Source organism: Kitasatospora sp. NBC_00458, from assembly GCF_036013975.1.
GTDB lineage: Bacteria > Actinomycetota > Actinomycetes > Streptomycetales > Streptomycetaceae > Kitasatospora.
In genome coordinates this window covers 5,373,041-5,385,258 of record NZ_CP107904.1, presented here as the reverse complement: position 1 = coordinate 5,385,258, position 12,218 = coordinate 5,373,041, and the positions used below count along the sequence as shown (strand labels likewise).

General features: G+C 73.2%; 11 protein-coding genes. 6 read left to right on the top strand and 5 right to left on the bottom strand.

What is annotated here, in order from left to right; translation table 11 throughout:
- Position 1: 1 nt before the first annotated feature.
- Entirely contained in the window at positions 2 to 718 is a 717-nt protein-coding gene (locus tag OG550_RS22455; protein ID WP_327680266.1) for a prepilin peptidase, read from the bottom strand.
- Between the two features lie 163 nt (positions 719 to 881).
- Here OG550_RS22455 and OG550_RS22450 point away from each other — a divergent pair, with 163 nt between their 5' ends.
- A complete protein-coding gene (locus OG550_RS22450; protein WP_327680265.1) occupies positions 882 to 1,643 on the top strand; it encodes a hypothetical protein in 762 nt (253 codons plus the stop codon).
- A gap of 112 nt (positions 1,644 to 1,755) precedes the next feature.
- Positions 1,756 to 2,970 (top strand): pyridoxal phosphate-dependent aminotransferase, encoded by a 1,215-nt coding sequence (locus OG550_RS22445; RefSeq protein WP_327680264.1) that lies wholly within the window; start codon positions 1,756 to 1,758, stop codon positions 2,968 to 2,970.
- 229 nt (positions 2,971 to 3,199) lie between these two features.
- Here OG550_RS22445 and OG550_RS22440 read toward each other — a convergent pair whose 3' ends face one another.
- Positions 3,200 to 5,041 (bottom strand): phosphoenolpyruvate carboxykinase (GTP), encoded by a 1,842-nt coding sequence (locus OG550_RS22440; RefSeq protein ID WP_327680263.1) that lies wholly within the window; start codon positions 5,039 to 5,041, stop codon positions 3,200 to 3,202.
- Positions 5,042 to 5,324: 283 nt separating this feature from the next.
- On the opposite strand from OG550_RS22440, the gene trhA reads away from it, so the two are divergent.
- On the top strand, positions 5,325 to 5,999 hold the full coding sequence (gene trhA, locus OG550_RS22435) for a PAQR family membrane homeostasis protein TrhA (RefSeq protein ID WP_327680261.1): 675 nt from the start codon (positions 5,325 to 5,327) through the stop codon (positions 5,997 to 5,999).
- Here trhA and OG550_RS22430 read toward each other — a convergent pair.
- Positions 5,970 to 6,659, bottom strand: coding sequence for a hypothetical protein (locus OG550_RS22430; protein ID WP_327680259.1), 690 nt, complete (start codon positions 6,657 to 6,659; stop codon positions 5,970 to 5,972). The genes trhA and OG550_RS22430 overlap by 30 nt on opposite strands.
- Before the next feature lie 309 nt (positions 6,660 to 6,968).
- On the opposite strand from OG550_RS22430, the gene OG550_RS22425 reads away from it, so the two are divergent.
- Positions 6,969 to 8,606, top strand: a complete 1,638-nt coding sequence (locus tag OG550_RS22425; protein WP_327680257.1) for an MFS transporter — start codon at positions 6,969 to 6,971, stop codon at positions 8,604 to 8,606.
- 8 nt (positions 8,607 to 8,614) lie between these two features.
- On the top strand, positions 8,615 to 9,274 hold the full coding sequence (locus OG550_RS22420; RefSeq protein WP_327680255.1) for a TetR family transcriptional regulator: 660 nt from the start codon (positions 8,615 to 8,617) through the stop codon (positions 9,272 to 9,274).
- A gap of 171 nt (positions 9,275 to 9,445) precedes the next feature.
- On the opposite strand, the gene OG550_RS22415 is transcribed toward OG550_RS22420, so the two are convergent.
- Both OG550_RS22415 and OG550_RS22410 read right to left on the bottom strand, forming a co-directional pair.
- Positions 9,446 to 10,288 carry a hypothetical protein gene (locus OG550_RS22415; protein WP_327680253.1) on the bottom strand — a complete coding sequence of 281 codons (843 nt, stop codon included), beginning with the start codon at positions 10,286 to 10,288 and terminating at the stop codon, positions 9,446 to 9,448.
- A gap of 9 nt (positions 10,289 to 10,297) precedes the next feature.
- Entirely contained in the window at positions 10,298 to 10,954 is a 657-nt protein-coding gene (locus tag OG550_RS22410; protein WP_327680251.1) for a papain-like cysteine protease family protein, read from the bottom strand.
- Between the two features lie 264 nt (positions 10,955 to 11,218).
- On the opposite strand from OG550_RS22410, the gene OG550_RS22405 reads away from it, so the two are divergent.
- Positions 11,219 to 12,151 carry a hypothetical protein gene (locus tag OG550_RS22405; protein ID WP_327680249.1) on the top strand — a complete coding sequence of 311 codons (933 nt, stop codon included), beginning with the start codon at positions 11,219 to 11,221 and terminating at the stop codon, positions 12,149 to 12,151.
- Positions 12,152 to 12,218 lie beyond the last annotated feature (67 nt).

The following is a 12,218-nucleotide window of genomic DNA, read 5'->3' as shown; positions in this document are numbered from 1 at the left end:
GCTACGGCTGGACCAGCACCGCCAGCAATGTGCCGAGCAGCAGGAACGGCCCCATCGGCACCTCAAGTCCGCGCACCGGCCGGCCCCGCACCAGGGCCGCCACCAGGACGCCGACCGACCAGAGCCCGGCCAGCAGCACGACCGCGACCAGCCCGGTCAGCGCCGCGGACCAGCCGTACCGCCCGAGCAGCGCGCCGAGGCCGAGCGCCAGCACGCTGTCGCCGGGGCCCATCAGCCCCAGCCAGACCGGCAGTTCGAACAGGGCGCCGGCCGCCAGCGCCACCAGCAGGCAGCGCAGGAGCACGCCCGGGCTGCCGTCCACCAGTTCCAGCACCGTCAGCAGCACCGCCAGGCCCGCCGCCAGCGTCCAGCTCAGCGGGTACGGCAACCGGTGCACCCTGGCGTCGGTGAAGCCCAGCACCACCCCGACGCCCGCCACCCAGAGCAGCAGCAGCGCGTCGGACGGGCGGCCGGCCGCCAGCGCGCCGGCGGCCGCGGCGGCCGTGACCGCCTCCACCTGCCAGGCACCCGGCCCCAGCCCGGTCCGGCAGCCCGGACAGCGCCCGGTCGGCGGCAGCCCGCGCAGCTCCCGCGCACAGGACGGGCAGGCGGTGCGCCACGGCTCGCCCTCGGGCACCGCGTACCGGACCACCAGGCCGCGCACCGCCGGCGCCGCCAGCACTCCGGCCAGCACCGCCCCGACCACGCTCGCGATCACGGCGTCCCCTCTCTCTCCACGGCGACGGTACGATCCGGCGGCCCCGCTCCGGAACCGTCCGGAGCCGCCCGGAACCGTCCGGGCGCCGTCCGCGTCCGACTCTGGCGGTGCCCGGTCGTCCCGGGCGCCGCACCGACCACATCATCCACGGGGGACAGACACCATGACGAAGCATCGGACCGCCCTGCGCGCGGCCGTCCCGATCGCGGCGCTCGCGCTGGCGCTGACGGCCTGCGGGCCGGAGAACGACGACCCGGCCGTCGTCGCCGCCCCGACCCCGGCCGGCAGTGCCGCGGGCGCACCCACGTCCGCCCCGGCGGGGGCCCCGACGGCCGCCCCGACCGGGGCGGCACCGACCGGGGCCCCGGCGGCCACCGGCGGCGCCGGGGGCACCGGGGGCACCGGGGGCACCGCCCCCGTCCCCTCGGCCGCCACCAGCGGCAACCCGATCGGCGGGGCGAGCGGCGGCGGCGGCAAGATCTCCTTCGAGAACCCGCTGCCGCTGACCACCACCGGCAGCTACCTCGGCAAGACCAAGGCCGACGTCACCCCGGTCTCGGTGGTCAAGGGCACCGCCGCCGAGGTCGCGCCGTTCAACTTCAAGCCCGCCGACCTCGCCGGCCGGACGCCGTACTACGTGACCGTCTCGTTCACCAACAGGACGGGCGCCCCGCTCACCGACGAGTACTTCATGATGCGCTTCAAGGTGCACACCGAGGCCAAGGCGACCGGCGGCGTCCTGGCCGCGCCGACCATCATGAAGTCCATCCCGGCCTGCGACGCCGGCAAGAAGCCCGGCACGCTCGCCGACGGCCAGAGCCAGCAGCAGTGTGCCGTCTATCTCGTGCCCGATGACACACCGCCGCAGTTCCTCGCCTTCGGCAGCGTTCTGGACACCCAGCCACTGATCTGGAAGGCCGGCTGAGGTCTCCGCCTCCTGATCGAAGGATGCGGCGGAGCGATAGCGTCCGGGCGGTCCGGCGGGTGTCCCACGACACGCGCCGGACCGCCCGTTCCTGCCCCTAAAGTAGGCAGGCATGCAGGTCATCCAGTCCAGCAAGCTCGCCAACGTCTGCTACGACATCCGCGGCCCGGTGCTCGACGAGGCGATGCGGCTGGAGGAGCAGGGCCACCGCATCCTGAAGCTCAACACCGGCAACCCCGCGCTGTTCGGCTTCGACGCGCCCCCGGAGATCCTCCAGGACATCCTGCGCAACCTCTCCTCCGCGCACGGGTACGGCGACTCCAAGGGGCTGCTGTCGGCCCGCCGCGCCGTGGTGATGCACTACGAGGAGCGCGGCCTGCACGGGCTCGGCGTCGAGGACGTCTTCCTCGGCAACGGCGTCTCCGAACTGATCCAGCTCGCCATGACCGCGCTGCTGGACGACGGCGACGAGGTGCTCGTCCCCGCCCCGGACTACCCGCTCTGGACGGCCTCCGTCTCGCTGGCCGGCGGCACCGCCGTCCACTACCGCTGCGACGAGCAGTCCGAGTGGTACCCGGACCTCGCCGACGTCGAGTCCAAGGTCACCGACCGGACCAGGGCGCTGGTCGTGATCAACCCCAACAACCCGACCGGTGCGGTCTACCCGCGCGAGGTGCTGGAGGGGCTGGCGGAGATCGCCCGCCGCCACCAGCTGGTGATCTACGCGGACGAGATCTACGACAAGATCCTCTACGACGACGCCGAGCACGTCCCGCTGGCCACGCTGGCCCCCGACCTGTTCTGCGTCACCTTCAACGGCATGTCCAAGTCCTACCGGGTGGCGGGCTTCCGCTCCGGCTGGATGGTGCTCTCCGGGGACCGGCACCGCGCCCGGAGCTACGTCGAGGGCCTGACCGTGCTCGCCTCGATGCGGCTCTGCGCCAACATGCCGGCCCAGCACGCAGTGGCGGCGGCGCTCGGCGGCCGGCAGTCGATCAAGGACCTGGTACTGCCCGGCGGCCGGCTGCTGGAGTCCCGGGACGCCGCGTACCGGCTGCTCAACGACATCCCCGGGGTCAGCTGCGTCAAGCCGAAGGGCGCGCTCTACGCCTTCCCCCGGCTGGACCCGAAGGTCTTCAAGATCAAGGACGACGCCCAGATGGTGCTCGACCTGCTGCGCGCCGAACGGATCCTGCTGGTCCAGGGCACCGGCTTCAACTGGCCCGAGCCGGACCACTTCCGGCTGGTCACCCTGCCGCGCCCGGAGGAGATCACCGACGCGGTGACCCGGATCGGCACCTTCCTGGGCGGCTACGCGCAGCCCTGACGGAGTGCGGACGGACGGCGTGCGGACGGGACGACCTGCGGCCCTGACGGAGCGCGGACGGGAGTGCGGCCGGGGGACCGCCGGGGAAAAGCTACGGCCGGAGTCCCGGTCCGGACGATCTCCTTGGTCGGGGAAAGATCGTCCGGCGGGGCTCCGGCCGTCCTGTCGCTCGGTCGGTGCGCGATTCGTGCCACGCACCCACCACTACTCGCCGCGCTGAGGCTCAGGCTCAGCCGAGGCGGGCGACCAGGTCTCGGTACTCATCCCACAGCTCGGTGGGGGTGTGCTCGCCGAACAGCTCCAGGTGGGCCGGGACGAGCGCGGCCTCCTGGCGCCAGATGTCGGCGTCGACGGTGAAGAGCAGGTCGAGATCCTCCTTCGACAGCTCCAGGCCGGCGAGGTCGAAGGACTCGACGGTCGGCAGCACGCCGATCGGCGTCTCCACGCCGTCGCCGGTGCCCTCCAGCCGCTCGACGATCCACTTGAGCACGCGGCTGTTCTCGCCGTAGCCGGGCCAGACGAACTTGCCCCCGGCGTTCTTGCGGAACCAGTTCACGTAGTAGATCTTCGGCAGCTTCGCGGCGTCCGCCCGGGCGCCGACCTTCAGCCAGTGGGCGAAGTAGTCGCCCATGTTGTAGCCGCAGAAGGGCAGCATCGCGAACGGGTCGCGGCGCAGCTCGCCGACGGTGCCCTCGGCGGCGGCGGTCTTCTCGGAGGCGATGTTGGCGCCCAGGAAGACGCCGTGCTGCCAGCCGAAGGACTCCGTCACCAGCGGGACGGCGGTGGCGCGGCGGCCGCCGAACAGGATGGCCGAGATCGGCACACCCGCCGGGTCCTCCCACTCGGGGGCGATGGTCGGGCACTGCGCCGCCGGGACCGCGAAGCGGGCGTTCGGGTGGGCGGCCGGGGTGCCGGACTCCGGCGTCCAGTCGTTGCCGCGCCAGTCGGTGAGGTGGGCCGGCGCCTCGTCGGTCAGGCCCTCCCACCAGACGTCGCCGTCGTCGGTCAGCGCGACGTTGGTGAAGACGGTGTTGCCCCACAGGGTGTCGATCGCGTTGGCGTTGGTGTCGACACCGGTGCCGGGCGCGACGCCGAAGAAGCCCGCCTCGGGGTTGATGGCGTACAGGCGGCCGTCGGCGCCGAAGCGCATCCAGGCGATGTCGTCGCCGATCGTCTCGACCTTCCAGCCCGGGATGGTGGGCTGGAGCATGGCGAGGTTGGTCTTGCCGCAGGCAGACGGGAACGCGGCCGCGACGTACTTGACCTCGGACTCGCCGGTGGGACCGGCCGGCGGGGTGAGCTTCAGGATGAGCATGTGCTCGGCCAGCCAGCCCTCGTCGCGGGCCATGGTCGAGGCGATGCGGAGCGCGTAGCACTTCTTGCCGAGCAGGGCGTTGCCGCCGTAGCCGGAGCCGAAGGACCAGATCTCCCGGCTCTCCGGGAAGTGCGAGATGAACTTGGTGCTGCTGCACGGCCACGGGACGTCCGCCTGTCCCTCGGCCAGCGGGGCGCCGACGGTGTGGACGGCCTTGACGAAGTCGCCGTCCTCGCCGAGCTGGTCCAGCACGGCCCGGCCCATGCGGGTCATCACGCGCATCGAGACCGCGACGTACGCGGAGTCGGTGATCTCGACGCCGTACGCGGCGAGCGGGGAGCCGACCGGGCCCATCGAGAAGGGCACGACGTACATCGTGCGGCCCTTCATCGAGCCGCGGAACAGGCCGTCGGTGCCCTGGAAGATCTCCCGCATCTCGGCGGGGGCCTTCCAGTTGTTGGTGGGGCCCGCGTCCTTCTCCTGCTCGGAGCAGATGTAGGTGCGGTCCTCCACGCGCGCCACGTCCGTGGGGTCCGAGGCGGCGTAGTAGGAGTTGGGGCGCTTGTCCTCGTTGAGCTTCCTGAAGGTGCCCTGGGCGACCAGCAGGTCCGCGAGGCGGTGGTACTCCTCGTCCGACCCGTCGCACCATTCGACGCGGTCCGGCTGGGTGAGCTCAGCGATCTCGCTCACCCAGGCCAGCAGACGCTGGTGGCGGGTGGGCGCGGCGCTGAGAGCAGCCGAGTTCTCGTTCGACACGATCGCTCCGTTTCACGCCATCCCGGCGGGGAGATGGCGTAGCGGGGTTTGAGGGTGCTTGCAGCGTAGCTCCGGCCCCGAGGGCCGAATACGGCGCCTCGGCGAAATTGACGCATCTTTTACTACTTTCAGGATAATTACTTACCGGTAGCGGGCCATCCTCGGCACCTCCGGGCCCCCTCCGCCCGCACCCCGAACACTCCAAAACGTCCAAGAGTGACGACCGCCACTTCCTACGATTCAGTAACCTACGGATCCGTAGGTAGCGGGTAGCATGCCGGGCATGACTGCTGAGCTCATGGAGAGCACGGGGCAGGCCGAGCCCAAGCCGAAGTGGCGCGGCTGGCTGCACGCCGGAATGTTCCCCGCCGCGCTGGCCGCCGGGATCGTGCTGATCTGCCTGGCCGAACCGGGGCCCGCCAGGATCGCCTGCGCGATCTACTCGGCCAGCGCCTGGCTGCTCTTCGGGGTGAGCGCGGTGTACCACCGCTTCACCTGGGGGCCGCGCGGCGACGCGGTCCTGCGCCGGCTGGACCACGCGAACATCTTCCTGATCATCGCGGGCACCTACACCCCGTTCACCATCCTGCTGCTGGACGGCGCCGACCGGCAGCTGCTGCTCTGGGCGGTCTGGGGCGGCGCGCTGGCCGGGATCGCGTTCCGGGTGTTCTGGGTCGGCGCGCCGCGCTGGCTCTACACCCCGGTGTACCTCGCGCTGGGCTGGGCCGCCGCGTTCTTCCTGCCCGACTTCCTGCGCACCGGCGGGGTCGCCGTCCTGGTCCTGATGATCGTCGGCGGCGTGCTCTACAGCGTCGGCGGCGTGGTGTACGGCCTCAAGCGGCCCGACCCGTCACCGCGCTGGTTCGGCTTCCACGAGGTGTTCCACGCCTTCACCCTCGGGGCCTTCATCACGCAGTACGTCGGGATCTCACTGGTGGCCTACAGCGCGGCCGGCTGAGCCCGGCGCCCCGTGACGGGCGGTCGGCCGGTCCCCCGACCGGGCGGCCGCCCGTTCCGCCGTCCACTCGCGGGCCGGGCGGTCGTGCGGCGGCGCGGACTCGTGACCGGCGCGGGAGTCGTGGCCACCGTGCGGCTCGCGCCCGCCCCGGGACTCGTGGCCGCCGTGCGGATCCTGCGCCGACGGACGCCCGTGACCGTGGGCGTCGTACGGCGCCGGGTGCCCGTGCGCCTGGCCGTGCGACTGCCCGTGCGCCTGGCGGTGGTGACCGGCCGACCGGTCGTACGACCGGTGCTCGCGCGCCGGTCGCGCGGGGGCGGCCGACTCACGCCCCTGGACCGGCAGACTCCGCCGGAGCCGCTCGGCCTGCCGCGCGTCGATCGCCTCGCGGGCCCGCCGGCACCGCTCGCAGTGCGCGGCGTCCGGGACACCGCCCGCCGGCCGGTGGCCGCGCGCGGGCTGCCGGCGCTCGCGCCGCGGCACCTGGTGCAGCAACTGCCACCGCCACCCGACGTAGACCATCAGCAGCAGCACCTCGACCCCGGCCACCACCAGCACCAGCGCGGCGCCGTCGATCAGGTACGCCGCGACCACCGCCAGCGCGGAGGTCATCACCACCACGGCGCCCCAGACCTGGGCGCCCGACTTCCGATCAGCCATTTCGGCTTCCCCTTCCTGCGCCGGGCTCGTGGTCGGCTCCTGCCGCCCCACCCCTTCTCCGCTCTCGGCACGCACCGGCCCGCACTGACCGACCGCCACATCGTATCTACCGTCAGTCACCCGAAACCGCCCGAAAGCGGCGAACGACAGATCAACGTTGCGTCAATTCCCCGTGCGGAACGCGCACTTCCAGGACACATCACACAGAGTGACACAAGGGGTACCCGGATCGCCATTGACGGTGGGCGCATTCTGATAGTTACTGTCATTTGACAGTGACTCTCCCATCCAGGTCTCCGGAGGTTGTCCGTGACCACCCCGCCCACCGACCAGGCACAGGCCCCGCCCGGACCGGACCCACGGCGCTGGCTCGCGCTCGTCGCCGTCGCCCTCAGCGTCCTGGTGATCAGCTTCGACATGACGGTCCTCAACGTGGCACTGCCCACCCTGGCCTCGCAGTTGGAGGCCACCACCGGGCAGCAGCAGTGGATCGTCGACTCCTACACCGTGGTCTTCGCCGCCGTGATGCTCCCGGCCGGACTGATCGGCGACCGGTTCGGGCGCCGCTTCACCCTGACGCTCGGCCTCGCGCTGTTCGGCCTCGCCTCCGCCGTCGGCATGCTCGCCGACAGCCCCGGCACGCTGATCGCCGCGCGCGCCGCGATGGGCCTGGCCGGCGCCCTGGTGATGCCGATGTCCCTGGCCGTGATCCCCGGGCTCTTCCCGGCCGGCGAGCAGCGCCGCGCCACCTCGCTGCTGGCCGCCGCGCTCGCCGTCGGGACCCCGCTCGGCCCGCTGATCGGCGGCTTCCTGCTCCAGCACTTCTGGTGGGGCGCGATCTTCGCCGTCAACCTCCCGCTGGTCGCGATCGGCATCACCGCCTGCCTGATCCTGCTGCCGGAGACCCGCAACCCCGCCGCGCCCCGGATCGACCTGCTCGGCACCGTACTCGGCGCCGGCGGGCTCGCCGCGCTCACCTACGGCATCATCGAGGGCCCCGAGCGCGGCTGGTCCGACCCGCTGGTGCTCGGCATGATCGGCGGCTCCCTGGTCGCGCTCACCCTCCTGGTCCTGCGCAGCCGCCGCCAGAGCGACCCGATGCTCGACCTCACCCTGCTCGCCGACCTCGCCTTCCGCTGGTCGGCGGTGGCCGCGACGCTGGTCTCGGTGGTGCTGTTCGGCGCGTTCTTCGTCCTCCCCCTCTACTTCCAGAGCGTGCTCGGCTCCGACGCCCTCGGGACCGGCCTGCGGCTGATGCCGATGATGGCCGGCCTGATGGTGGCCGCCCGGATCAGCGACAAGCTGGTCACCCGGACCGGGCCGCGGACGGTGATCACCCTCGGGCTGGCCGTCCTGGCCGTCGCCCTGCTGCTCGGCAGCCGCACGGACGCCTCCGACGGCTACGGCCTCGCGGCGGTCTGGCTCACCCTGCTCGGGTTCGGCATGGGGCTCTCCCTGATCACCGCGCAGGCCACCGCCCTGCTCACGCTGCCGCCCGCCCGGGCCGGCGTCGGCTCCGGGCTGCTCCAGACCTTCCGGCAGGTCGGCGGCGCGATCGGGGTCGCCCTCTTCGGCAGCCTGCTGGCCGACTCGTACCGGGGGGCGCTGGACACCGGCGGGCTGGCGGCGGACGCCGCGGACCGGGCCGGTCAGTCGGTGGTGGCCGCCGACGCGGTCGCCGCCGCGACCGGGGACCGGGCGCTGGCCGCGTCCGCGCACACCGCCTACGTGCACGGGATGACCGCGGTGCTGCTGGTCGCCGGGGTGGTCGCGGTGCTCTCGGCGGTACTGGTGGCCCTGCGGATGCCGTCCGTCGAACCCTCCGGGGCCGCACGGCCGGCCGCCGGGGAACCGGAGGCCGACGGTCCCGGCGCCCCCGGACGCTCCGCCGGCGGACCCGGCGCCGACCCCGGGCCGTCCGCCGTGCCCGCGGCCGATCACGGATAATCGAAGGTATGAGCGCAGCGCAGCCGACAGCGGCACCCCCGACGGGCCCGGCCGATCCGGTCCAGGCCCTGTTGGAGGCGCCGCTGTCGCTGCGCGAACGGAAGAAGCTGAAGACCCGCCAGGCCATCCGCCGCGAGGCGTACCGGCTCTTCACCGAACAGGGCTACGAGAGCACCACGGTGGAGCAGATCGCCGCCGCCGCCGAGGTCTCCCAGTCCACCTTCTTCCGGTACTTCGCCACCAAGGAGGACGTCGTCCTCACCGACGAGTACGACCCGGCGATGATCACCGCCCTGCTGGCCCGGCCCGTCGACGAACCGTTCCTGCACTCCTGCCGCGAGGCCCTCGTCGGTCTGGTCCGCGAGCTGGTCCAGCACGAACGCGACGAACTCCTGGCCCGGATGCGGCTGGTCGTCGAGGTCCCCGCGCTGCGCGCCCGGATGCACGAGACCGCCGACGACCCGCAGCAGCTCTACCTCGCCGTGCTGATGCAGCGGGCCGGTGTCCGGGAGCCGACCTTCGGCATGCGGATCACCGCCGCCTCGATCGGCGCGGCCACCACCGAGACGGTGCTGCGCTGGGCCGAGGGCGGCGGCCGCGAGGACATAGCCGAGCTGGTCGACCACGCCTTCGCGATCCTGGAGAACGGCTTCACCGACCTCCGGTAGCCCCGGCAGGCCGCGTACGGTCCCGCCGGTGCGGGCCCGGTCCGGTGCGGCACCCGCTCCCGCACCCACGCCCGTTCACGCACCCGCACCCGCGCCCGTTCACTCGCCCGCTCCGGCACGGGCGACGGGGCCCGGTCGCCGCACCGGACCCCGCCGTCCCACCGCCCGGCGCTACCCGCGCCGGACACCCGCCCGCCGCCGCCGGAACGCGAGGCCGGCCCCCGCGATCGCGGTGACGCCCAGGGCCGCGGCCGCCGTGGCGGCGGGCAGCAAGCCGCCACCGCCGTCGGCCGCTTCACCGGCGGCGTCCGGGCGGTAGCCGCCGCCCTTGCCCGCCCGGTCGTACGCCGAGCCGGGCAGCTTGTCGCCGTACCGGTCCCGGACCAGACTCTGGTACGCCGCCAGGGTCACCCCCGAGGCGCCCACCGAACGGCGGGCCTCGTCGTCCAGCGGCAGCACCCGGCCGTCCCGCAGCACGTACCAGGCGTTGAGCTGCGGCTCGCGGAACGCCGTCCCGCCGCCGGTGCTCGCGGCCCGCGCCGCGTAGTCGCCCTCGTCGCCGCCGGAGGCGATGTTGACGACCCGCCAGGCGTCGCCCTGCTTCACCGTCCAGACCGAGGCCACCTGCCCGTCCGCCGAGACCACCCGGCTCGCGGTGAACTCGGCCCTGGCCACCGGCGCGCCCGGGGTCCCGGCCACGAAGGCCGGGTCCAGGGTGTAGACCGGCACGGTGTCACCGGCCAGCCGCGGGGCGGCCTCGCTCGCCGCCCGCGCCTCCTCGGCGGCACCGATGGTGAGCTGCTTGGTCTGCGGGACGCCCTTGCGGGCGAAGAAGTGTCCCAACTGGTCGAGCACGGCAGGACTCTGCACCGCGCCCCTGGCCTGCGCCAGATCGGCGGCGGGGACGGGCACGGGGCCCCGAGCGGGTTCGGCCGCGCCCGCCGCGGGAGCGGCGGCCAGGCCCAGACCGGCCGCCAGCAGGACGGCGGCGGCGGCGTTACGGATGCTGGTCATGGTCGCCCCTCACGCGCCGATCCGGTACAGGGAGTGGGTCCAGGAGAACGTGCCGTTCGACACGTAGTAGTTGTAGTCCGCCCAGTTGTAGCGGGTGTTGGACGGCCACGGGTCGCCCCAGTAGACCCAGTTGTTGGAGGTGTCGAACCCGTAGACCACGTGCATGTGGCCGCCGCCGGAACTCCACTGGATCCGGGTCTCGATCGGCCGGTCGGCGTTCACCTCGGTCTGCACCGTGCTGTACCGCAGGTAGCCGGTGACGTACGAGCCCGGGTTGATGCCGACCCACCGCAGACCGTTCTGCACGTCGCCCAGGGTGGCCTGGCTGTTGGGGCAGCCGGAGTTCGTCGAGCGGCCGAACGCGGCGTTGCAGAACTGGTTCTGGCTGTAGTTGTAGCCGTACCAGGTGGCGATGGTGTTGCCGCTCGCAGCCCAGCACCAGTTGGTCTGCTGTTGCTGCTGCATGGTGATGTTGAGCTTCTTGTAGGTGCCGGCCAGGTCGGCCGTGGCACCGGGCGCCGCGACGGGCCGGACCTGGGCGGTGCCGGCGGCGGCCGTGGGGGCGGCCTGGGCCGGGGTGACGGCCGCGACGCTGAGCGCCGGACCGAGGACGCCGAGCGCGAGCACCGAGACGGCGCGACGCAGGCGTGTTCGAGGAACTGACATGGGGGATTTCCTCCTTGCGACAGGCAGAGGAGTCGAGAGGCGTGGGGGTGCGGTCCGGATCGCGCCATGAGCATCGCGCCGTTGACATGGCCGGTCAACGCCCCTCGGGAGACCCCCGACCCGGGTGTGAACGGCCCCGCCCCCGGTGTGAACGCCGCCCCGGAACCCCCGCCCGGAACACCCCGACCGGTGACAAACCCCCTTCCACATGTGAATATTCACGACCAGCCGGACCCGCCCCGTCCGCCACCCGAGGAGGCCGCCATGCAGCGGACCGACCACCCCGACCTCGCCACCGCGCTGCGCACCGGCCCGTTCCACCTCGCCCTGCGCACCGCCATCGCCACCCGCGGCCTCGCCCTGCACCGCGTCCGCGAACACCTCGCCCTGCGCGGCGTCCACATCGGGGTGACCAGCCTCAGCTACTGGCAGCAGGGCCACCGGCGCCCGGAACGCACCGAATCCCTGCGCGCGGTGAGGGCGTTGGAGGAGGTGCTCGACCTCCCCGAGCACTCCCTCACCCGGCTGCTCGGCCCCCGCCGCACCACACCCGCCGCCCCGGACGGCCCACCCGTCCGCCCCTACCGCGACCTCATCTCCCCGGCCGCCGCCGTCGACGACCTGCTCGCCACCATCGCCAGTCCGCGCGACACCGGACTGCACACCATCACCCACATCGAGCGGATCCGGATCGGCGCCGACCGGCAGCTCCTCCGCCGGGACTCCCAGCACGCCCTGCGCGCCCACCGCGACGGCATCGACCGCTACCTCGCCCTCCACCAGGGCGACCCCGGCAGCGACATCGCCCGGGTCGGCGTCAGGGCCGAGGAGAACTGCCGCCCCGGCCGGATCCGCCGGGACCAGGCCCACGACCTGCTGGTCGCCGAACTCCTCCTCGACCGCCGCCTCCGGGCCGGCGACACCCACCTGCTCGGCTACGGCTTCGACGACGCGCCGTCACCCACGCCCAGCTGCGAGTACGTCCGCGGCTTCAACTCCGGCGCCGGCCAGTACGTCCTCCAGGTCACCTTCCACCCGACCGCCCTGCCGGTCCGCTGCCGCCGCTTCGCCCGCCGCGCCCCCGGCGAGAAGTCCTACGAGAGCGAGGAGCTGACCCTGGACGGCCACCACTGCGTCCACCTGGTGGCCACCGCGCTGCAGCCGTGCCTGCTCGGGATCCGGTGGGACTGGGAGTAGACGACCGGGGTGCCCCGTGGCGCCGGACCCTCGGGGCGCGCGCCCCCGCGGCGCCGGGCCCCCGCGG